At 63.1% G+C, this 22217-nt stretch carries 19 protein-coding genes and 3 pseudogenes; 7 read left to right on the forward strand and 15 right to left on the reverse strand.

The features are described from left to right. Window positions 1-143 precede the first annotated feature (143 nt). Window positions 144-596, reverse strand: coding sequence for a carboxypeptidase regulatory-like domain-containing protein (locus FRZ40_RS33195; RefSeq protein ID WP_147237038.1), 453 nt, complete (start codon window positions 594-596; stop codon window positions 144-146). A 133-nt stretch (window positions 597-729) separates the two neighbouring features. Continuing rightward, window positions 730-807: pseudogene (locus tag FRZ40_RS45390) on the reverse strand (VOC family protein); the annotation flags it as partial. A gap of 69 nt (window positions 808-876) precedes the next feature. Between FRZ40_RS45390 and FRZ40_RS45395 the strand changes: the two are divergent. After that, window positions 877-1068: a type 2 periplasmic-binding domain-containing protein gene (locus FRZ40_RS45395; RefSeq protein ID WP_240057417.1), complete on the forward strand. Its 192-nt coding sequence runs from the start codon at window positions 877-879 to the stop codon at window positions 1066-1068. 4 nt (window positions 1069-1072) lie between these two features. Here the strand turns inward: FRZ40_RS45395 and FRZ40_RS33205 are convergent, their stop codons facing one another. After that, complete coding sequence (locus tag FRZ40_RS33205) at window positions 1073-1210, reverse strand: DUF3563 family protein (protein ID WP_147237040.1); 138 nt, start codon at window positions 1208-1210, stop codon at window positions 1073-1075. A gap of 273 nt (window positions 1211-1483) precedes the next feature. On the opposite strand from FRZ40_RS33205, the gene FRZ40_RS33210 reads away from it, so the two are divergent. Next, complete coding sequence (locus tag FRZ40_RS33210; protein ID WP_147237041.1) at window positions 1484-2692, forward strand: MFS transporter; 1209 nt, start codon at window positions 1484-1486, stop codon at window positions 2690-2692. 433 nt (window positions 2693-3125) lie between these two features. After that, window positions 3126-3944, forward strand: a complete 819-nt coding sequence (locus FRZ40_RS33215) for a flagellin domain-containing protein (protein WP_028368860.1) — start codon at window positions 3126-3128, stop codon at window positions 3942-3944. A 54-nt stretch (window positions 3945-3998) separates the two neighbouring features. On the opposite strand, the gene FRZ40_RS33220 is transcribed toward FRZ40_RS33215, so the two are convergent. After that, a complete protein-coding gene (locus FRZ40_RS33220) occupies window positions 3999-4874 on the reverse strand; it encodes an aldo/keto reductase family oxidoreductase (RefSeq protein WP_147237042.1) in 876 nt (291 codons plus the stop codon). Between the two features lie 103 nt (window positions 4875-4977). Between FRZ40_RS33220 and FRZ40_RS33225 the strand changes: the two genes are divergently transcribed. Together FRZ40_RS33225 and FRZ40_RS33230 are read left to right on the forward strand one after the other, a co-directional pair. Further along, window positions 4978-5889, forward strand: coding sequence for a LysR family transcriptional regulator (locus FRZ40_RS33225; RefSeq protein WP_028368862.1), 912 nt, complete (start codon window positions 4978-4980; stop codon window positions 5887-5889). Between the two features lie 119 nt (window positions 5890-6008). Then, the gene (locus tag FRZ40_RS33230) at window positions 6009-7715 is read left to right on the forward strand and encodes a dihydroxyacetone kinase family protein (RefSeq protein WP_147237043.1); all 1707 of its coding nucleotides are present in this window, start codon (window positions 6009-6011) and stop codon (window positions 7713-7715) included. Here the strand turns inward: FRZ40_RS33230 and FRZ40_RS33235 are convergent. Next, a pseudogene (locus tag FRZ40_RS33235) lies at window positions 7712-8419 on the reverse strand (ABC transporter substrate-binding protein); the annotation flags it as partial. The gene FRZ40_RS33230 and the pseudogene FRZ40_RS33235 sit on opposite strands and share 4 nt — an antisense overlap. A 303-nt stretch (window positions 8420-8722) precedes the next feature. Between FRZ40_RS33235 and FRZ40_RS33240 the strand changes: the two are divergent. Next, a complete protein-coding gene (locus FRZ40_RS33240; protein WP_147237044.1) occupies window positions 8723-9835 on the forward strand; it encodes a sensor histidine kinase in 1113 nt (370 codons plus the stop codon). A gap of 429 nt (window positions 9836-10264) precedes the next feature. Next, window positions 10265-11632, forward strand: a complete 1368-nt coding sequence (gene ltrA / locus FRZ40_RS33245; protein WP_147237045.1) for a group II intron reverse transcriptase/maturase — start codon at window positions 10265-10267, stop codon at window positions 11630-11632. Between the two features lie 339 nt (window positions 11633-11971). On the opposite strand, the gene FRZ40_RS33255 is transcribed toward ltrA, so the two are convergent. The 10 genes and pseudogenes from FRZ40_RS33255 to kdgD all read right to left on the reverse strand — a co-directional run bounded on the left by FRZ40_RS33255 (window position 11972) and on the right by kdgD (window position 22153). Next, a complete protein-coding gene (locus tag FRZ40_RS33255) occupies window positions 11972-12292 on the reverse strand; it encodes a gamma-butyrobetaine hydroxylase-like domain-containing protein (RefSeq protein WP_147237046.1) in 321 nt (106 codons plus the stop codon). After that, complete coding sequence (locus FRZ40_RS33260) at window positions 12289-13284, reverse strand: HEAT repeat domain-containing protein (RefSeq protein WP_147237047.1); 996 nt, start codon at window positions 13282-13284, stop codon at window positions 12289-12291. The genes FRZ40_RS33255 and FRZ40_RS33260 overlap by 4 nt, the downstream gene beginning before the upstream one ends. 19 nt (window positions 13285-13303) lie before the next feature. After that, a complete protein-coding gene (locus FRZ40_RS33265; RefSeq protein ID WP_147237048.1) occupies window positions 13304-14119 on the reverse strand; it encodes an ABC transporter ATP-binding protein in 816 nt (271 codons plus the stop codon). Beyond that, a complete protein-coding gene (locus FRZ40_RS33270) occupies window positions 14116-14961 on the reverse strand; it encodes an ABC transporter permease (RefSeq protein ID WP_147237049.1) in 846 nt (281 codons plus the stop codon). The genes FRZ40_RS33265 and FRZ40_RS33270 overlap by 4 nt, the downstream gene beginning before the upstream one ends. Window positions 14962-14998: 37 nt before the next feature. Next, a complete protein-coding gene (locus tag FRZ40_RS33275) occupies window positions 14999-16438 on the reverse strand; it encodes an ABC transporter substrate-binding protein (protein ID WP_147237050.1) in 1440 nt (479 codons plus the stop codon). Window positions 16439-16486: 48 nt separating this feature from the next. After that, on the reverse strand, window positions 16487-16732 hold the full coding sequence (locus FRZ40_RS33280; protein WP_028368870.1) for a 4Fe-4S dicluster domain-containing protein: 246 nt from the start codon (window positions 16730-16732) through the stop codon (window positions 16487-16489). A gap of 14 nt (window positions 16733-16746) precedes the next feature. Beyond that, on the reverse strand, window positions 16747-18513 hold the full coding sequence (locus FRZ40_RS33285) for a fumarate reductase/succinate dehydrogenase flavoprotein subunit (RefSeq protein WP_147237051.1): 1767 nt from the start codon (window positions 18511-18513) through the stop codon (window positions 16747-16749). Next, window positions 18510-19301 carry a GntR family transcriptional regulator gene (locus tag FRZ40_RS33290; protein ID WP_147237052.1) on the reverse strand — a complete coding sequence of 264 codons (792 nt, stop codon included), beginning with the start codon at window positions 19299-19301 and terminating at the stop codon, window positions 18510-18512. The genes FRZ40_RS33285 and FRZ40_RS33290 overlap by 4 nt, the downstream gene beginning before the upstream one ends. Before the next feature lie 191 nt (window positions 19302-19492). Further along, window positions 19493-20835 (reverse strand): annotated as a pseudogene (locus FRZ40_RS33295) (pyridoxal phosphate-dependent decarboxylase family protein). 400 nt (window positions 20836-21235) lie between these two features. Next, complete coding sequence (kdgD, locus tag FRZ40_RS33300) at window positions 21236-22153, reverse strand: 5-dehydro-4-deoxyglucarate dehydratase (RefSeq protein WP_028368873.1); 918 nt, start codon at window positions 22151-22153, stop codon at window positions 21236-21238. Between the last annotated feature and the right edge of the window lie 64 nt (window positions 22154-22217).

Below are 22217 nucleotides of genomic sequence, written 5' to 3' on the forward strand. Positions count from 1 at the left end.
CGGCGAGGCTGCTGCCGTGCAGTGAAAGGCGACGGAGCGCACACGTTAGCCGGTAACACTTAAATGAAGCTTAAAAGCGGGCTATGACGTGAGCGCCGCGTCGCGGCTTCGTGCCTGATCAGCGTCGTCGGCATGGACGCAGATTACGTGCTTCCATCCGGTTGCATCGGCCACAGGAACATCGTTCGCGCATGTCCCGACGACGTGACGTCGACCACGTGCTGTTGCGTCTTGCCTTCATAGCTCGCACTGACCTTGTAGCGTCCATTCGGCAGCGACGCGAGCATGAACGGACCGTGCGCGGTCGCATTCAATAGCGTGGTGCCGTGCATGTCGGTGATGTGGACGGGAACGTCCGCGAGGTACTCATTGCCCTGATTCGATTTGCCCGCGAACTCGAGCACGAGCGGATACTCGTGCATGACGTCCTTGAGCGCGGCCGATTGATCGCTGCCGACGCCGCCCGACAGATACGTCACCACGCCTTGCTGATGAAGCGGCGGCAAATCCGCGGTCGCGGCGAACGCAACATTGACTGCCGATTGCGTAAGCACGAGTGCGGCGGCAACGAGACCTGCTCTGCTGAATCTGTTCATGACGATCTCCATCGTGAAGGTGAAAGCCGTTCATTCGCGCAGGCTTGTGAACGGTCGACTTCATGTTGGCAATCTAGGCAGAGCGGATTAAACGGTGCTTAAAGCACAGCACGTTGCCGTTCAGTCAGAAAAATCAGCCCAGCAGTTCCGAGATCTCGATGAGGTTCAGATCGGGAACTCGCACATACACCAAGCGGATCTTCTGCGTTGCGCACGACAAGATCGTGCGCAACGCGGCGAAGCGGGCTTCAGTCCGCGACTCGCGCAGCCTGCCCCGCAGGTGTCGTCGGTGATCAATGTGGTGGCGGCGGGCCTGGGCGTATACATCGTGCCCGCCGCGATTGCGCAGGTGCAGGTGAAGGGCGTGCGTTACGTCGATGTGCAGGGCGCGAAGATGCGGGCGCGTCTCGCGTTGGGCTGGCGCGAAGGGGATGCGTCCGCGGCGCTCGGCAATCTGGTCGGTTTGCTATGAGGGGCTAGTCGTTGGCGTCGAGCAGCCGCATGCGGCGCTCGAGTTCGACCATATCGACGGCCTCGGCGAGATAAGCGTCGCGGCGGCTGTGTTCGGCGCAGTCCAACAGATCGCGCAGCGCGAGAAAGAAGTATGCGAACATGGCGTGCTCCTGATGCCTGGTGTAGGCGCACACACTTGCATCGACTATGCCATCGCGAGAATGCCTTGTCGCACGGAGCTGGAGGGCGCCTTGGCGATGCAGGCGAACGCGAAAGTGTTCGACGCCGGCCAACGCTCGTGACACGACAGTTTGCTTGCGCCATGCTTCCATACGGATACCGTTGTCGCAACGGCATCGGCGCACGCGTTTTTCAATGGCCTCGTGGGCTGGGCTCATTGGGCTTGATCGTCTCTTGTTTGCAGGAGCGAACGGATGCAAAGCGACTCCCGCGTCAGCACGCTTCGACAGATACCCGGCAGCGTCTGGGTTTTGGGTTGCGTGAGCCTGTTGATGGACATCTCGTCGGAGATCATTCACAGCCTGCTGCCGATGTTCATGATGGCGAGCCTCGGCGCGAGCGCGGCGACGATCGGTCTGATCGAGGGCATTGCCGAGGCGACGGCGCCTGTCGTCAAGATCTTTTCGGGCGCACTCAGCGATTACCTCGGCAATCGCAAATGGGTCGCCGTCGCGGGCTATGGACTTGGCGCGCTGAGCAAGCCGCTATTTGCGCTCGCGCCGACGATCGGCCTTGTCGTGACGGCTCGCGTGATGGACCGGGTCGGCAAAGGTATTCGCGGTGCGCCGCGCGATGCGCTCGTCGCCGATGTCACGCCGCCGCATCTGCGCGGCGCCGCGTTCGGATTGCGGCAGGCGCTCGATACCGTCGGCGCTTTTCTCGGCCCGTTGCTCGCAGTCGCGATCATGCTGGTCTGGTCGGACAACTTCCGGCTCGCGTTCTGGCTCGCCGTCATTCCCGGTGTGCTGGCCGTCGCGCTGTTGACCGTCGGCATCGACGAGCCTGCGCGGCAGCCGGGCGCAAAGCGTATCAATCCGATCCGGCGCGAGAACATCCGTCAACTCGGTGCGGCCTTCTGGTGGGTCGTCGCGGTCGGCGCCGTGTTCGCGCTCGCGCGTTTCAGCGAAGCGTTTCTCGTGCTGCGCGCGATGGGCAGCGGCGTGCCCGTGGCGCTGGTGCCGCTCGTGATGGTCGCGATGAACGTCGTGTATGCGCTATCGGCGTATCCGCTCGGCAAGCTCGCCGATTCGATGAGGCATATCAGGCTGCTGATCGCGGGTCTCGTGATTCTCGGCGTCTCCGACGTCGTGCTCGCACATGCTGTTCACTGGAGCGTTCTGCTCGTGGGCGTCGCGTTGTGGGGTCTGCATATGGGCATGACGCAAGGTCTGCTCGCGACGATGGTGTCGCATAGCGCGCCCGCGCATTTGCGCGGCACGGCATTCGGCATCTTTAATCTGTTGAGCGGACTGGTGACGCTGGTGTCGAGCGTGATCGCCGGCGCGCTGTGGGACACGGTCGGCGCAGCGGCGACGTTTTATGCGGGCGCTGCCTTTTGCGCGATGACAATCGCGCTGCTCGTCGTGAGTCCTGCGCGACGGTCTGAAGGTTTTCTGCGCTGAAAGATTTGCGCATGTCACGTCAAAAGAGATGTCAGCCAAAGTTATTACCACGTCAGAAATAAGCACGGCGCTATCGATTTTTGCTTTCGACGAGTAATCAACATTACGTAATTACTCGTAACATGAATATTTCGGGTATTGCAAATGTAATACCGTGATGATGAAATGGAAGAAATCGAATTGGTCCGTTAAATAGCTATAAAAATCAATGTTATATAAACAAAGTATCATGCTTTATAACAGGTGTGACATGGGTTCTCAATGCGTGTCTTGAAGGTGCGTATTGCAAATGGAAACCTAAAGCAATATTTGGAGACGTCGTAAACCCCTTCGAGCGGCGACACAAGGCATTGCACAAGGCATTGCACCAGGCATTGAATAAGCCGAAGCGCCGCTTATGTCGATCCTTGATATATAACCGAAAGGGGCTCAAATGCTGAACATCAATACGAACATCATGTCGTTGACGGCGCAGAACAACCTGGAGGGCTCGCAAAACGCGCTCTCGCAGGCGATCAACCGTCTGTCGTCGGGCAAGCGCATCAACACGGCTGCAGACGATGCGGCGGGCCTCGCGATCGCGACCTCGCAGACGGCTTCGATCAATGCACTGACGCAAGGCGCCGCCAACGCGAACAACGGCATTTCGATGGTGCAGACCACGAACGGTGCGCTGCAATCGGTCGTCGATAACCTGCAGCGTATCCGTCAGCTGGCCGTGGAAGCAGGCGACGGCTCGCTCGACTCGAACGCACTCGCCAATCTGCAATCAGAGGTGTCGACGCGTCTGACGGAAATCACGCGCGTCGCACAGCAAACGACCTTCAACGGTCAGTCGGTCCTCAATGGCATCGGCTCCGTCAACTTCCAGATCGGCGCGTTCAACGGTCAGCAGATCACGGCTAACTTCGGCTCGCAGAAGTGGGACGCGACGTCGCTCGGGATCAGCGGTCTGAGCGTGGCGACGGCTTCGGGCGCGCAAGCCGCGATGAGTTCCATCGACAACGTGCTGACAAGCGTCAACACCTTCCAGGCAACGCTGGGCGCCACGCAGAACACGTTCCAGGCCGCGATTTCGACGACGCAAACGGAATCGACGAACATGAGCGCCGCCGAATCGCAGATCACCGACGCCGACTTCGCGACGGAAACGGCGAACCTGTCGAAGGCCCAGGTTCTTCAGCAAGCGGGCATCTCGGTCCTCGCGCAAGCGAACTCGATGCCGCAGCAGGTTCTGAAGCTGCTGCAGTAAAAGAGCGTGCCGTGCATCCCGTGCCGCGTGAACGGGATGCACGTTTCAGGCGGCTTACTCGCCTGCACGTCCAATGGCATCGAGCTGTGCAAGCACGGCATCGCTGAGACGCAGCTGCGCGGCCTGCATGTTCTCGCGCAGATGCAACAGCGACGACGTGCCGGGAATCAGCAGAATGTTCGGCGAACGATGCAGCAGCCACGCAAGCGCAACCTGCATCGGCGTCGCGTTCAATGCACCTGCCACATCGGACAGCGCCGACGATTGAATCGGCGTGAAGCCGCCAAGCGGAAAGAACGGTACGTACGCGATGCCTTGCGCGGCGAGTTGCGCGACGAGCGCATCGTCTTCGCGATGCACGAGGTTGTAGTGATTCTGCACGCACACAATCTCGACGATGCGTTGCGCTTCTTCGATCTGCGTCGCCGTCACGTTGCTCAGGCCAATGTGCTTGACGAGCCCTTCGCGCTGCATCTCGGCGAGCGCTGTCACCTGCTTCTCGATCGAGCCTTCGGCAGGGCTGTGAATACTGCCCATGATGCGGATGTTCACGACATCGAGCACATCGATGCCGAGATTGCGAAGGTTGTCGTGCACGCCGCGCCGCAGATCGTCCGGTTCGGGCGCTGCGAGCCACGCGCCGTCGTCGCCGCGAATCGCACCGAGCTTGGTGACGAGCGTCAGGTCGGCGGGATACGGATGCAGCGCTTCGCGAATCAGCTGGTTCGTGATGTGCGGCCCGTAGAAGTCGCTGGTGTCGATGTGATTGACGCCGGACGCAACGGCCTCGCGCAGAACCGCGATGCAGGCGTCGCGATCCTTCGGCGGCCCGAAGACGCCGGGCCCGGCCAGCTGCATCGCGCCGTAACCCATGCGGCGTACCTGGCGGCCCGCCAGCGTGAAAGTGTCGGCGAGATTGAGATTCGGCATTGCGCGCTCCCTGGTAGTCGATGAGCGCCAGTTTGATCCGATTGCGCTGTTGAATAAAGGCATCTAAAGTGTACGGGCTGTTGAAAATCATGAACAATCGCCCATGGAACTCAACGACCTTGCTGCCTTCGTGTCGGTGGCACGCGCCGGCGGTTTCCGCGACGCGGCGCGCATGAGCGGCGTTTCCGCGTCGAGCCTGAGCATTGCCGTGCGTCGCCTCGAAACGAAGCTCGGCCTGCGGCTGCTGAACCGGACCACGCGCAGCGTTGCGCCGACGGAAGCAGGCCAGCGGCTGATCGACAAACTTTCGCCGCTCTTCAGCGAAATGGAGGCGGCGCTCGATGTCCTCAACGTGTTCCGCGAGAAGCCGAGCGGCACGCTCAAGCTCAACGTGCCGTCCAGCGCTGCGCGCATCGTGCTGCCGTCCGTCGTCGCGCCATTCCTGAAGGCGTATCCCGACATCCGTGTGGAGGTCGTGGTCGAAGACGGCTTCGTCGACGTGCTGTCGATCGGCTGCGATGCGGGCATCCGCTATGACGAACGGCTGGAGCAGGACATGATCGCGATGCCGATCGGTCCGCGCGTGCAACGCTTCGCGACAGCCGCGACGAGCGAATACCTCGATACATACGGACGGCCCGAGCACCCGCGCGATTTGCTTGAGCATGCGTGTTTGCGCGGCCAGTTCGCAGGCGGCGCGATGCCGACATGGGACTTCGAGCGCGACGGCGAAATCGTGCGGCTCGATCCGACCGGGCCGCTCGTGGTGAGGCCGGGGGCCGCCATCGAGCTTGCCGTCAGCGCCGCGCTGGCAGGCGTCGGCGTAATCCATCTGTTCGAGGGCATGTTGAAGCCGCATCTCGACAGCGGCGCACTGGAGCCGATTCTCGAGCCGTGGTGGCAACGCTTTTCGGGGCCGTTTCTTTACTATCCGGGCAGGCGTCATCTGCCTGCGCCGCTGCGCGCGTTCGTCGACTTCGTCAAGGCGAATGGCGCGCCCGATTCGCCGGACTGATTCACAGGGCGCCTGTCTCTGCGCATGCGCCCCCCGCAGGCTGCGGATAGAGTTACACCTTTGGACCGCGTGCGGCCCATCCGCTCAACCGTCACCTGAAATCGTCGAGGTTCATCGTCATGAAGAAGCTGTTGAACGATCCGTCGCGTGTGGTGCGCGAGATGCTCGAAGGTCTTGCGATGCTTGCGCCCGACACCGCCTTGCTGCGCGATGCGAATGTCGTCGTGCGGCGCGCCCTGCCTGAGCCGCACGCACGACACGTCGCGATCATCTCGGGGGGCGGCAGCGGACACGAACCCGCGCACGCGGGCTATGTCGGCGAGGGCATGCTGGCCGCAGCCGTATGCGGCGAAGTGTTCACGTCGCCGTCGACGGATGCGGTGCTCGCGGCGATCCGCGCATCGGCGGGACCGAACGGTGCGCTGCTCGTGGTCAAGAACTACACGGGCGATCGCCTGAACTTCGGGCTTGCCGCAGAGCTGGCGCGCGCCGAAGGCATTCCCGTCGAAGTCGTCGTGGTCGCCGACGACGTCTCGCTGCGCAACACAGTTGAACGCGGGCGGCGGCGCGGCATTGCAGGAACCGTGTTCGTGCACAAGATCGCGGGCGCGGCCGCTGCGGCGGGCAAGTCCCTGGCGGAAGTCGTGGCCGCTGCGCGCAGCGCGGCCGATGCGATCGGCACGATGGGCGTGGCGCTCGATGGCTGCACGTTGCCCGCCACGCAGCAATCGAGTTTCAGTCTCGCGGACGACGAGATCGAACTGGGGCTCGGCATCCACGGCGAAAAGGGCGTGCAACGCACGAAGCCGATGCCCGCCGATCAACTCACCGACACGCTGCTCACCGCGATCGCGGACGATCTGCAACTCGCGGGCGGCGAGCGCGTCGCGCTGCTGGTGAACGGACTCGGCGCAACGACGCCGATGGAACTGGCCGTCGTCGCGCGTGCAGCGGTGAACGGTTTGCGGGAACGCGGGCTGCGGATCGAACGCGCATGGTGCGGCACGCTGCTGTCCGCGCTGAACATGCCGGGCTGTTCGGTCTCGGTGATGCGTGTCGACGACGCGCGTCTTGCGCTGCTCGATGCGCCGACGAAGGTCGCGACGTGGCCGGGCGCGGGACGTGTGAATGTCGATGGCGCGGCGGGCATCGCTTCGGGTTCGGCACATGACGTCGCAACCAACGAAGTACGCGAGAATCATGCGGGCGAACGCCCGCCGTTGCAACTCGCGTTCGACGCCGCCGCGCGTGCGCTGATCGATGAAGAAGCGCGTCTCACCGAACTCGATTCCAAAGCGGGCGACGGCGACCTCGGGTCGAGCATGAAGCGCGCCGGCGAGGCCGTGCTGGCGATTCCGCCGACGGCGTGGCCATCGGCATCCGAGGCGCTGGCGGAACTCGCCGTGACGTTGCGCCGCGCCATTGCGGGCAGTTCCGGGCCGTTCTATGCCACGGCATTGCTGCGCGCGTCGCGCCGTCTCGCCGGGACGGGCGAACCCGCCGCAGCCGATTGGGCCGATGGGTTCGATCTCGCCGTCCACGCGATTTCCGAACTGGGCGGCGCGCAACCCGGCGAGCGCACGATGCTCGATGCGTTGCGTCCCGCGGCGGATGCATTCGCTAACGCCGTGCGGCGCAACGAACCGCTCGCGCAGGCGTGGGCCGCAACCGTCGATGCAGCGGAGAAGGGCGCGGCCTCGACGGCGTCGATGATGCCGCGCGTCGGACGCGCGAGCTATCTCGGCGAGCGGGCCGTGGGCGAACCGGATGGCGGCGCGGTCGCGGTGGCGTGCTGGCTGCGCGCGCTGACGCCGTTCGTGCGCTAGCCGCCGGCTGCTTTCGCCTCTTTGGCCTGTCCGGCGGAAAAGTCCCACAACTGCGCCTGATTCGTTTCGACGCGCGCGGGCGGCAGGCCGTTTTTGGGGAACGCATCGGCGATGGTCTGCTGTTCGCCGAAGTTCTGCGCGGCCACCGCGCGCACCAGATAGCTGCGCCGCGCATTGGCGCGCTCGATCGTCGGCGCATCGAGTCCCCAGACGGGCGCGAGCGTTTTCGCGTAGTCGGCGGGATGGGCTCGCGCTCATTCGCCCGCTTCCTTCAGCTGATCGAACACGACCTGCACGACTTGCGGATGCGCTTCGGCGAACGTGCGCGACGCGAGATAGTAGCGCTGATACGAAGCGAGCCCATTGCCGTTTGCGAGTATGCGCACGTCGGCGTTCCTGTCGACGGATGCGACATACGGAACCCATGTGATCCACGCATCGACGCTGCCTCGCTCGAACGCGGCGCGTCCATCGGCGGGCGTGAGATAGCTGATCTTGACGTCGGCCGGCGTGAGTCCCGCCTTGTTCAACGCGGCGAGCAGCAGATAGTGACTTCCCGCTGCCTTCGTCACCGCGATGCGCTTGCCCTGCAGATCGGCGAGTGTCCGCAGCGCGCTATCTTTCTTCACGATACTCGCCTGTGCGCCGGGCGAAGGCGCTTCCTGCGCGACATAGACGAAGCGCGCGTGCGCGGCTTGCGCAAAGGCAAAAAGATAAGCGCGGACACGTCAGTCCGTTTCGGCGTTCAGGCGCCGTGCAAATTCGCAAGCGCGCCTGTTTGACGAAAGCGCGCACGATGCACGCGCGTCAGTATGGGCGGTCATCGTCGGCATCGATTGCGCCGGCGGTGTCTGTTTCGTCGCCCGTGTCGTTGCCGGATGGGAACAAATGCCGGCCAGAAGTGTTGACGAGAGTTCGGGGCGCAGGTCATATCGCGCCTCGCCCGTTGCGCCTTTGCGGGCAGGGCGCGACTTGACGATTCCGATTCTCCGGCTCTCGACATGAACATGGAACGCGTATCTTTCCTCGGCAAGCAAAACCCCACGCTGACGCTGACCCTCGCGGGCGCACTGGCGTTGTTCGTTTTCGTGCTCGATTCGTTCGGCCGCTACGCGACGGCGATCATGGTGTTGTATTCGATCGTTGTCATGCTGGTCGCGACCGTGCTGTCGCGGCGCGGCACGCTGATCGTCGCGATCGTCTGCATCTGGGCGACGGTGGCCGGCTATCTGATCGGGCATCTGGATGAAGACTCGTTCTCCGCGCTCGCGCGCGCAACGGTCGCGTGTCTGTCGATCGTTGCGACTACTGCGCTGACGCTGCGCATTCAGGCCGACAGCGCGCGGCTCGCCCAGCAGGTGCATGAACTGCACGAGACGCATGAGGCGCTGAACCGCTCGACAACGGAACTCGCGCACGCCACGCGCGTGACGATGCTCGGCGAACTGGCGGCCTCGATTGCACATGAAGTGAGCCAGCCGCTCGCGGCGATCACGACGCATGGCGAAGCCGGACTGCGCTGGCTGAGGCGCGAAACACCGAATATCGACGAAGCCTGCCACGCGTTCGAGGCCATGGTGGGCAACGCGCGGCGTTCCAGCGAAATCATTCGCCGCATACGTGCGCTGGCCAGCAAGAGCGAGCCCACGTTCGCGCCGCTTGGCATCCACAGCCTGGTGGTCGAAACGATCGACTTGCTGGATCGCGAGGTGAAGAAATACGGCGCCGTCGTCAGGATGGATCTTGCGCCGGGCGAATTGACCGTCAACGGCGACCGCGTGCAGTTGCAGCAGGTGCTGATCAATCTGGCCGTCAATGGATTGCAGGCGATGTCGTCGATTCACGACCGGCCGCGCGAGCTGAAAGTGCGGACACGTATCGAAGCTGGCGAGCGCGTGTTCGTGAGCGTCGAAGACTCGGGAATCGGCTTCGCGCCGGAGGTCGCAGCGAATCTCTTCTGCGCGTTCTATACGACGAAGCCGGAGGGCATGGGTTTGGGACTGTCCATTTGCCGCTCGATCGTCGAAGGACATGGCGGTTCCATTTCGTATGCGATGCCGTCGACGCATGGCGCGACAATGCAGATCGAACTTCCCATTGCCGTTCACGCGCAGGCGTGAACGCGCTTCTTTCGTGGTGTGCCGAGCATGCCCAACAGCTTGGGGGTGCGAGTCCCCTGCCCAGCCTGATGGTGGTGAAGGGCTAGTGAAACGCAAGGGCGTCGTCGTGAGGCGGGGTCTGAAGGAAGCGTGTAGCAAAGCCACGACCTGACGAACAGAAACCAGATACGAGGCCTACCCAGCCGGACGAGCGAGCCATTGATCGTGAAGTCCACAACCATCAAGGGCTGGGGTGGTAGATCTGGCAGGTGTGTGGTGAAGGCGGTTGGGCTTACCTCGGGAGGCCTGCGCGGTGTCCTGGAATCAGGACTGGACGATCCGCAAGGGGCGTCGATCGCCGCGCAGGAGTCAGCAGAAGGCATAGTAGGGCGGTGGTTATGCCTGAAGGCCTGAACGGAAAGGAGCGGCGAGTAAGCCGGAGAACTCGACATGGGAGCGCAGCAGAAAACGCATCGCGTCCTTGGGATCGGAGATAGGGGTGAAGCCCCGAAGGCCGATGCCCGAGGGGCTGAACCTGTGGCGGCGAACCCCGAGCCTGAAAGCCCGTCGGCTTGTGACCGACTGATGGAAGAAGTCTGTGAACGGGAGAACCTGAAGCAGGCGTTAAAGCGTGTGAAAGCGAACAAGGGTGCGCCGGGCGTGGACGGCATGACGGTTCAGGCACTACCGGCGTACCTGCGTGAGCATTGGCCGTCGATACGGGCCTCACTGCTCGAGGGAACCTACCAACCTCAACCTGTGAGACGGGTCGAGATACCCAAGCCGGATGGAGGGGGCGTGCGCAAGCTCGGCATTCCCTCTGCGCTCGACAGGCTCGTCCAGCAGGCGGTGTTGCAGGTATTGCAAAGGCAGTGGGACCCGACATTCTCGGACTCCAGTTACGGCTTTCGTCCGGGACGCTCGGCGCACCAGGCCGTGGCGCGCGCACAGGGCTACATCCAGGCGGGATACCGCTGGGTGGTAGACCTGGATCTTGCGCAATTCTTTGATCGCGTAAACCACGACATTCTGATGTCCCGGGTGGCACGGCGGGTCGGCGACAAGCGGATGCTCAAGCTGATCCGCGCCTTCCTGACGGCGGGCGTGCTGGAAAACGGGCTGGTTGGTGCGACGGATGAGGGTACGCCTCAGGGCGGTCCCCTCTCGCCGTTGTTATCCAATCTGATGCTCGACGATCTTGACCGGGAGCTTGAGCGGCGTGGACTGCGCTTCGTGAGGTACGCCGACGACAGTAACGTCTATGTACGCAGCGCACGCGCAGGCCAGCGGGTGATGGCGGGACTCAAGTCCTTCCTTACCGGGCGGCTGAAGCTGAAGGTCAACGAGGCGAAGAGTGCGGTTGCACGGCCACACACGAGGAAGTTCCTGGGCTTCACCTTCTTGAACCGGGAGCAGGTCAAACGGCGTATTGCGCCCAAGGCACTGTCTCGCTTGAAGGAACGGATCCGGGAACTGACACAGCGCACGCGAGGGATCAGCGTTGACCAGATGATCGGTGCGCTGAAGCGGTATCTCACCGGATGGCGTGGCTACTTTGGTTTCTGTGAAACACCAAGCGTGTTGCAGCGTCTGGATGAATGGATCCGTCGTCGCATACGCTGCTTCTTCTGGAAGCAGTGGAAGCGTAGTCCGGCGCGATTCCGGGAACTGACAGCGCGTGGTGTCACCAGGGATCTGGCGGCCCAAACGGTGGGCTCACCACACAACGCCTGGCGACTGAGCAACAGTCCTGCCCTGCAATGTGCGCTCACCAACCGCTACCTGGCGTCTCTTGGCCTTCCATCTCTGCGTCTCTAGCTGATCAACCGATCCGAACCGCCGTGTACGGACCCGTACGCACGGTGGTGCAGGAGGGGTCGGGCCGCGAGGTCTGCCCCTATCCTAATCTTACGATTTCTGATGCCTGTCGCGAGTGAGTTTCTCGTGCACGTCATGGGTGAGCCGCGCAATCTGTTCCGTCAGTTCACGCGTCAATTCCGTCAGCTCCGTGTTTTGCCTGAGCCGTTCGCATCTGCGTGGCCTGCTGCGCAAGCGCCTTATCGCGCCGCTCAGCGGCCGGGGCTAGTGCTTCGCGGTGACGTGCGTCGGCATCGGCAAGCGCCTTGTCGCGGTCGGCCTGACGTCTTTGCGCGACGGTTATTGCTTCGGTTCGCCGCGTACGTCGATATGTCCATCACCCGCTTGCAGGCGCTCGAGGAATGCCCACGGAAAGATGCCGCGTTCGTGCCCGTCGCTGAAACGCAGTTGCGCGCCGTATCCGGCCGGATGGATTTCCAGCACGGCGATGTCGTCCGGCACGACAGGCTCGGCCCCTTCCAGCCGATGACGTTTGCATTCGGAACACGGACAGATTTGCCGCAGCAGGCGATGCGCGATGCGCTGCGTAGCGCCGTCCGGCCAATGCAGCGTCAACGTACGCGCGCGCTGGTCGACTTCGATGTGCCGAGGGCTGTTCATCGCGTGGCTTCATCGATCTGTTGTAGCGCGATGCGCACGGCTTTCCGGACTTCGGGATCGGCGTCGTCGAGTGCCGCGCGAAGGGCTGCCGCTGCCGACGGATCGCGCAGTTCGCCGAGCGCGAGCGCCGCTTCCTTGCGCAGGTTGCTGATCGGGTGCGACAGCAGCGCGACAAGCGGCTGCGCGGCCGCGCTGTTGCCGAGTTGGCCCAGCGCCCGCGCGGCACGCAGGCGCACTTGCCAGTAGTCGTCGTCGAGCGCGGCAATCAATGCATCGCGCGCGGATGTCGCACGCAGCTTGCCTAACGTCGTGGCCGCCTCCTCGCGTACTTGCCAGGCCGGATCGCCGAGCGCATGCAGCAGGGCGGGCGAGATGACGGGATCGTCGGCATGTGAGAAGCCCAGCGCGCCAACCGCAGTGCGACGGATCTCCGCAGCGGCATCACGCACGGCGATGCCTGCGAGCGGCGCGAGTGCGCGCGCATCCTTGAGCCAGCCGAGCACGCCGACGGCTTCGATGCGCACGTTCGCATCGTCATGTTCGAGCGCGCGCAGTGCGGGCGCGAAAGCGTCGGCGTAACGCAATTCCCGTAGCGCGCGCAAGATGGCGCGCTGCACGAAAGGCGCGGGATCGTCGGCCCACGCGCAGAGCACGGCGCCCGACGACGTTTGCTTCAATGCAGAAAGGCTCGACGCGGCCGCCTCGCGCACGTTGCCGTCGGTATCGTGCAACGCGTCGCACAGCGTTTCGACGATCTCGCGCTGTTCCCACGCACCGAGCACACGCGCCGCTTCGCTGCGCACGTCGGGCGAAGCATCGTGCTTCAGCGCGGCGGCGATCGGTTGCAGCGCATCGGGGTCTTCGAGATCGGCGAGTTCGATCAACGCGATGCGGCGCACCGCGGCATCTTCATTCGACAGGCGAGACAGCAGCGCGGCCGCTTCGGGCGCGAGCGTTTGAGGATCGAAGGTCAGGATGGTCAGATCGGTCATGGGCGATGGAAGAATGAAATCATGCCGTTTCGCGCAGCAGCGACAGGCATTGGCGCTTGATGTCGATGAAGGCGGGGTCGAGCGTCGACTCGTCGCGGCGTGGCCGCGCGAGCGGCACGGGGATATCCGCGACCACGCGTGCGGGCCGCTTCGACAGCATCAGGATGCGGTCCGCAAGGAACAGCGCCTCTTCGATGTCATGCGTGACGAACACGACGGTGGTGCGCACCTTCGACCAGATATCGAGCAGCAGTGTCTGCATCATGCGGCGCGTTTGCGCATCGAGCGCGCCGAACGGTTCGTCCATCAGCAGCACGCGTGGCCGGTTGATCAGCACGCGTGCGATCTCGACGCGCTGCTGCATGCCGCCCGACAGTTGCGCCGGATAGTGCGCGCCGAATCCGCCAAGTCCGACCAGCTCCAGCAACTGCGCTGCTTGCCTGCGCCGTTCGCCCGCACCGATGCCCTTCATCTTGAGGCCGAACGCGACGTTGTCGATCACGCGCTTCCACGGAAACAGCGTGTGTTGCTGAAAGACGAGTCCGCGTTCGGGATGCGGTCGATCGACCGTTTCATCGTCGACGGCGATCGAGCCTTCCGTTGCGGCGATGTGACCGGCAATCGCGCCGAGCAACGTCGACTTGCCGCAACCCGACGGGCCCAGCACGCACACGAACTGTCCCGGTTCGATATCGACGTCGAGACCTTCGAGTGTGGCAAGGCGTGCATGCGGCGGACCGACTTCGACGGACAGCGCGCGTACGTTGACGCGTGCCGGTGCATTCACGGCCTCGCGTGCGGCTCGCGCTGGGGCTTCGATCGCGACGCTGCTCATCGGCGCGCCTCCTGCAGCCGATACCACGGCGTCAGCGCGACGCCCAGGCGCTTGACGAGCACGCTGCTGCCCATGCCGAGCGCGCCGATCAGCGCCATGCCGACGACGATATCCGCGTAGTTCTGCAGCGTGTACGACTCCCACGTGAAATAGCCGATGCCATACTGGCCCGCGATCATCTCGGCCGTGACGAGGCAGAACCACGCGGTGCCCATGCCGATTGCAAGGCCCGTGAAGATCGCCGGTGCGGCGCCCGGCAGCACGACTTCCGTATAGAGCGCGAGCGGCCGGGTGCCGAGGCTTCGCGCCGTCGCGACAAGGCGCGGATCGACGGCTTCCACGCCGTGCACCGTGTTGAGCAGGATCGGAAACAGCGCGCCGATGAACGTAATGAACATCATGCTGAGTTCCGACGACGGAAACATCAGGATCGCGAGCGGTATCCACGCGACGGCGGGAATCGGCCGCAGCACTTCGAGCGCGGGCAGCACGGTGTCTTCTACGGCACGATAGCGGCCGATTGCGAGCCCCAGCCCGACGCCGATCACGGCTGCCGTGCAGAAGCCCGCCAGCACGCGCCAGATGCTCGCGGCCAGATGCATCGGCAGCCTGGGCGAATGCAGCAGCGACCACAGCGCGGGCAGCGCATCGGAAGGGGCGGGCACATTCGAGAACGTGATGAAGCCAGCCGACAGCCGGAAATGCACGGCCAGCTGCCAGAGCGCGACGCACGCCGCGAGCGAGGCCGCGCGCCGCGCGCGGCGCTTCGTGGATGCCGTGAAGAAGGGCGCGCGCCGGCGTCGCGACGCGTGCGTGTCGTGAAGTTCGAAGGTGGCGGCCATAACCGTGTTCCCGATGTGGCTTGAAGAAAAGACGCGCTTAGCGCGAGGCGACGGCTTGCGCTGCGCCCGTTTTCGCGGCGGCGTAATCGACGACCGAACCGGATACCTGTTGCGCGTAACCATCGGCGCCTGCTTTCAGAAGGAATGCAGTGATCGCGCCATGCGCGTCTTTCACGTACCACGCCTGGTTCGCGAACAGCTTCAGGCCGCTGGCATGATCATGAACGAAGACAGCGCGCGTCTTGCCACCCGATTGCTCGATCTTGCCGAGCGCCGCGAAGCCTTCGGCCGGCGATGCGTAATTGCGGACTTTCGTCTCGCTTTCCAGCCACACTTGTGTGACGTCGTTGAAATCGCGGATCGGCTTGCCCGTCGCGGCGTCGTTGGCGGCGAGCGGCTGCTTCGCGTAGTTCTTTAGCGCGGCGTTGTAGTCGAGTCCGGATTCCTTGAATGCTTCGCGGATATAGCGGTCGTCGATGAACGTGTTTACATCCAGATCGACATCCGTCTTCTTGAGCAGCTTGAGCGTGTCGATGGCGGTGGCCGTGGCCTGGCGATACTCGGGCTTCCACGTGAGATCGCGTGTCTGGATGCCGAGCGGTCCGTGATACAGATAGTCGACGGGCGCTTCGATGCCCGTCGTTTTCTGGATCAGCAGGCTGTATTTCTCGGGGTCTTGCGCGATCAGCTGATTGGCCTCGATGGCGGCGCGCAGATAGGCGACGACGACTTCCGGATACTTCTGCGCATACGCAGCATCGACGAGCGCGCCGTGATAGGTCGGCGCATGGCTTTGCGCGCCGTCGTAGATCTTGCGCGCGATGCCGCGATACGGGAACAGGTCGGCGAACGGCACGAAGTCGGCGTGCGCGTCGATCTTGTTTGCTTTCAACGCGCTGCCCGCCACCTCGGGCGCCTGCGTGATGATGTTCACGTCGGTGTCGGGGTTCCAGCCTTGCGCCTTGATCGCGCGCAGCAGCATGCCGTGCGACGTCGACGCGAAGGGCACGGAAATCGTCTTGCCTTTCAGATCGGCGATCGAATGGAGCGGCGAGTTCTCAGGCACGACGATGCCGTTGCCGCTGCCGTCCACGCTGCCCGACAGCACCGTGATGAAAATGCTCTTGCGTCCTGCCTTCTGGAACGCCGCGCCGTTCAGCGAGCCGGGGAAGTCCGCCATCGTGCCGAAGTCGAGCTTGCCCGCCACCATTTCATTCGTGATGGGCGCACCCGACGTGAAGTCTTTCCATTGCACTTCGTAGGTCGCGTCTTTGTATTTGCCTGTGTGCGGCAGATATTTGTCGAGCAGATGCAGCTCGCGAATCAACAGGCCGCCTGTCGCGCAGTTGATTGTCGTGTCCTGCGTGCCGATGGCGACGCGGATCGTTTCGGCGTGAGCCGCGCCTGCGGCGAGCGTGAATGCGAGGGGCGCGATGGCGGCTGCGATGAATCGAGGTAGAGCGTAGCGAATGGTCATGATGTCGGCTCTTTCGTTGAATCGTGAACGTGCGGTGTCCGGATGGCGTTAGCGCAGCAGATAGGGAATATCGACTTTCACGGCGCCCGTCGGGCAATCCTGTTCGCATGGCATGCAGTACCAGCATTCGTCGAACTGCATGTAGGCCTTGCCTTTGCTGACGTCGATGGCGAGCAGATCGAGCGGGCACACGTCGACGCAGACCGTGCAGCCCTTGTCGGCGATGCATTTGCTTTCGTCGATCGTGACGGGCGCGGCGCTTCGATGCAGGATTTCGTGTGGGGTATAGGACATCGCGGTTACTCCTGTCATGCCGGAACGTCGGCGAGCACGTGGGTGTTCGTCTGCGAATCGTGCCGGGCGCCGTGAATGCGCAGATTGCTGTACGAGCCGCGCTCGCGTTCATCGAGCGGCACGATGTACCGCTCGACGGCGCGCTTCTCGCTGGTCATGCGGCCCGCCGCGTCCTTGCGCAGATGCGTGTGGCAGAACCAGTCGGCGTCGTCGCGCTGCGGATAATCGACGCGATGGTGATACAGGCCCCAGCGGCTCTCCGTGCGAAACAGCGACGCACGTGCAGCCATTTCGGCGCAATCGCGGATCGCGCGCACTTCGGCGGCGCGCATCAGTTCATGCGGATTCGTGGCCTGGATCGAGGCGATGTCGTCGGCGATTTCCTCGAAACGTTGCAGGCCGATTTCCATCTTGCGCGTCACCTTGGGCGGCTGCAGATAATCGTTGACCATGCGGCGAAGCTTGTACTCGACCTGTGCGGGAGCGAGGCCGTGGTCGCGTCCGAGGGGCGCATAGATGCGTGAGCGTTCGGCGTCGATCTGCTGCTGATCGAGCGGCGCGAACTCGCGACCCGCGACGAACGCGGCCGCGTTCTGTCCGGCGAACCAGCCATATGTGAACGCGCCGAGCATGTAGTTATGCGGCACGGCGGCCATGTCGCCCGCTGCGTACAGACCGCCGACTGTCGTTTCGGCGCGCTCGTTGACGTACACGCCCGACGCGCTATGGCCGCTGCAAAAGCCGATCTCGGAGATATGCATCTCGACCATCTGATGCCGGTAATCGGTGCCGCGTCCCGCATGAAAGCGTCCACGGCTAGGACGTTCGTTCGTATGCAGAATCTGCTCGATGGTCTGAATGGTTTCTTCGGCGAGGTGATCGAGTTTCAGGAATACGGGGCCATTGCCGCTCTGGAGTTCCTGGTAGAACTCCCACATCATCTGGCCGCTCCAGTAATCGCATTCAATGAAGCGTTCGCCTTTGCCGTTCGCCGTGAAGCCGCCGAGCGGGCCTGTCACATAGGCACAGGCGGGCCCGTTGTAGTCCTTGATCAACGGGTTGATCTGGAAGCATTCGAGGTTCGCGAGCGCCGCGCCTGCGTGATAGGCCATTGCGTAGCCGTCGCCCGCGTTGGTCGGGTTTTCGTAGGTGCCCATCAGGTAGCCGGATGCGGGCAAGCCCAGGCGTCCCGCCGCGCCGCACGACAGAATCACCGCTTTTGCGCGGACGATGTAGAAGTCCGCAGTGCGGCAATCGAAGCCCATGACCCCGTTGACTTTGCCGTGCGCGTCGGTGAGCAGGCGCGTCGCGACGATGCGATTGGTGATCGCGATGCGCGCGCGTTTCAGCTGCCGGTACAGCACTTTCTTGATGTCGTGTCCTTCGGGCATCGGCAGCACATACGAGCCCATGTGATGGACTTTCTTCACGGCATAGTCGCCTGTGCCGTCCTTTTCGAACTTCACGCCCCAGCGGTCGAGTTCTTCGATCGTTTTGAAACTGTGCTTCGCGTACGCATAGACGGCGGCCTGATCGACGATGCCGTCGTTGGCGATCGTGATTTCGCGCGTGTATTGCTCGGGTGTCGCGTGGCCGGGAATGACGGCATTGTTCAGGCCATCCATGCCCATCGAGATTGCGCCGCTGCGTTTGACGTTGGCCTTTTCGAGCAGCAGGATCTTGAGGTCGGGATTGCTTTCCTTTGCCTTGACGGCCGCCATCGGCCCCGCCGTTCCGCCGCCGACCACGACGATGTCGTATTCGAGTACATGCGTATTCATCGCGTCTTCCTGGTTGCCGTGTGCTTAATGCTTTTGCCTGCTTTTTCGCGGTCGATCCGCAAGCGGTACTGGAACGCATCGCCGCGAAAGTACAGATGCTCGTAATCGATGGGCGCGCCGCTTGCATCGTGCGTGAGACGATCGATGCGCAGCACGGGACTGCCTTCTTCCACGCGCAGCGCGTCGACGATCTCGTCGTCGGCGAGAATCGCGTCGATGGCGACGTCCGCGTGGCCGAGCGGCACGCCGCAGTCGTTTTCGAGGATCAGGAAGATGTCGCGCGTGACGAGATCGGCATTCGCGAGACGCGTGCCGATGGCTTCGGGCAGCCACGTCAGTTCGAGCGATACGGGCTCGCGATTGAGCAGCCGCACGCGATGAATCTCCGTGACGGGCGCACCTTCTTCGACTCCGAGACGCGCGGCCACGTTGCGATCGGCCTCGACGATGCGAAAGCTGCGCAACTGGTTGACGATTTCATAGCCCATCGACGACATGGCTTCCGCGAAGCCTTGCAGCGAACTCACGTTCTGAAACGCCTTCGGCTTCGACACGAACGTGCCTTTGCCATGCAGCTTGAACAACAGGCCTTCTTTCTGCAGATCGCCGAGCGCCTGGCGCACGGTGATGCGGCTCACGCCGAACATCGCGCATAGCTCGTGTTCCGACGGCATTTGCGAATGCGGCGCGTAGGTGCCGTCGAGTATGTGGGCGCGCAGCGCGTCTTTGATCTGCGCGTACAGCGGCACGGATGCGACGGGCGCGAGGGGGCTGGCCGGTTTCGACATGGCTCGACTTGTTATGACAAGATGAAGCCGAGTCTAGTGAACGCGGGGATGCGTTCAAACCAAGTATTTCTGCTTTCTATTCGACGAGATCGCGGGAATGGATCGCGACCTGCGTGGATTTGCGGCAATGCGTGCTGCGGGAGCCGCGAGCGCAGTCATTTTCGAACGACATGACGCGCTCGCGCGTGCAGTCAGCGTTTGCGCAATGCGCAGAGCAGTTCGACGAGACGATCGACGTCTTCGTCACGCGTGCGCCACGACGAAACACTGATGCGGAAAGCGGGCTGCGACTTCCACACGGTAGCGCCGAACCACATTTCGCCGGACGCCTGCGCGGCTTCGCGAATCGCGACTGTCTGTTCGTCTGTGTCTGCGCGCACCAGCACCTGATTGAGCACGACGCGGTTCAGCACGTGAAATCCGCCGGCACGCAGGCCGTCTGCGATACGGGAGGCCTGCGCGCAATGGCGTTCGACCATGGCCGCGACGCCCGAGCGGCCCAGCGCGCGCAACGCAGCCCAGATCGGTATGCCGCGCGCTCTGCGCGAGAACTCGAGATTGAGGTTTTCTGTGCATCGTGCGCGCCCGTCAGGTAGACGGCGTCGCTATTCATTGCTTGTGCGAGCGCGGCTGCATCGCGGCAGATCACCATCGCGCCGTCGTACGGCGTGTTGAGCCATTTGTGGCCATCGGTCGTCCAGCTGTGCGCGCCGTCGATGCCTTCTGTCAGCGACGCCTTCGCCGAAGCGCGTGCCCATAGCCCAAATGCACCGTCGACGTGAACCCAGGCGCCGGCCGCCTTCGCACGTGGAATCAATGCGGCGAAGGGGTCGAACTCGCCGGTGTTCACCTCGCCGGCCTGGAGGCAGAGGATAGTCATATCGTCGAGCGGCGGCAGCCTTTGCGGATCGATACGTCCATCGGCGTCGACGGGCGCAACGATCACGCGTTTCATCCCGAAGCCCAGGACGCGAAGCGCTTTCTTGACGGTGATGTGCGCCAGTTCGGAAATCACGATCTTGACTTCGGGCGCGCCGACCAGGCCATCGGCATCGAAATCCCATCCTTTGCGCAACAGAAGCGCACGCCGCGCAGCGGCGATGGCGACGAGTGTGCAAGCTGTTGCACTGGTACCGAAGCCGACGGCGCTTTCGCGTGGCAAGTGGAGTGCGTCGAGTACCCAGCGCGCGGCAATCCGTTCGAGGGTAGCGGCGACAGGCGAGTTATCGAAGGACGACGCGCACTGATCCCAGGCAAGCATCAGGCGCTCGGCGGCCGACGCCGCGGGCAAGGTGGCGCCGACAACAAAGCCGAAGTAGCGCGGGTCGTTCGATGCAGCCGTCGCAGGCGAGCCGGATTCGTCGAGCAGGCGGAGCATGTCGAGAGGAGACGTGCTGTGTTCCGGAAGCGGCTCGTCGAATGCGCTGAGTCCGTTCAGTGCGGCAGCGTCAGGGAAGACGCGTCGCTTGCCTATAGATGTCAGATAGTTGTGAGCGCGTCGGTCGGCGTCGGCGAGAATCTCATCTTCGTCCATCAGGTGGATCCTTGAGATTGTGAAAGATAACTCGGGAACCTGCCGACGATAACAGATTGGCTTGATGGAATGCCCGTACGCTGCCAGGGGTGGCGCGACAACCTGCACACGCACGTGCGATTGAAGAAGTGATCGAAATGGGTGGGGCGCTTAAGAAAAGCGCTGGCAACGAAGAACAACTAGAACGTTGCGATGGGAACGACGGAGGCGTTAAGAGCCCGTGGGCGATAACACGGGCTGGCGGTGTGAGCGGCTTTCTTTTGCCTACTTTTCTTTGCCGCTGCGCCGCTGCAAAGAAAAGTAGGTGCCGCCCCGCACAGGGGCGACGCCAGAAGCACAGAAAGCAAAACGCGGATGCCAGCGCAAAAAACCACGCCGCGCAAGCGCGCATGAAGAACCCTTACTGCGCGCCAAGCTTCTTGATCAGCACATCGAGCTGCGCCAACTCATCCTCATTCAGATCAGTCAACGGCGCCCGCACAGGCCCGGCATCATGCCCAACAAGCCTGGCGCCGGCCTTGACAATACTCACAGCATACCCAGCCCGACGGTTGCGAATCGCCAGATACGGCAAAAAGAACTCATCGATCAAACGACCCGTCGTAGCATGATCATCGGCAGCGATAGCGCGATAAAACTCCATCGCAGTCTTAGGAATGAAGTTAAACACAGCGGAAGAATAAACGGGCACGCCCAGTGCCTTATACGCTGCGGCATACACTTCAGCCGTCGGCAGACCGCCGAGATACGAGAAACGATCGCCCAGGCGACGGCGAATCGTCACCATGCTCTCGATATCGCCCACGCCATCCTTGAAGCCGATCAGATTCGGGCACTTGTCCGCGAGACGCTCGAGCGAATCAGCGTTGAGCTTCGAATTCGCGCGATTATAGACGATCACGCCCATGTTCTTCACCGCCTTGCACACCTGCTCGACGTGCGCGGCGATGCCTTCCTGCGATGCTTCCGTCAGATAGTGCGGCATCAGCAGAACGCCATGCGCGCCGTTGCGCTCGGCTTCCTGCGCATATTCGATGGCGACGCGCGTGGGGCCGCCTGCGCCAGCGAGAATCGGCACCTTGCCCTTGCAGGTTTCCGTGGCCGTGCGGATTACGTTCGTGTACTCCGACTTGGTCAGCGAGAAGAATTCGCCTGTGCCGCCCGCCGCGAACAGCGCTGTCGCGCCATACGGCGCAAGCCATTCGAGACGCGCCGCATACGTGTCGGCGCGGAAGTCGCCGTTGCTGTCGAAGTCGGTGACGGGGAACGACAGAAGGCCTTCGGATACGATCGCTTTAAGTTCTTGTGGCGTGGTCATGTTTCGGTTCGCAGTGGTGTGTCAGTCAATATGGAGCGGCCACGCGGGCCGCGTTGTCACGGTG

The organism is Paraburkholderia azotifigens (genome assembly GCF_007995085.1).
Classification (GTDB): Bacteria; Pseudomonadota; Gammaproteobacteria; order Burkholderiales; family Burkholderiaceae; genus Paraburkholderia; species Paraburkholderia azotifigens.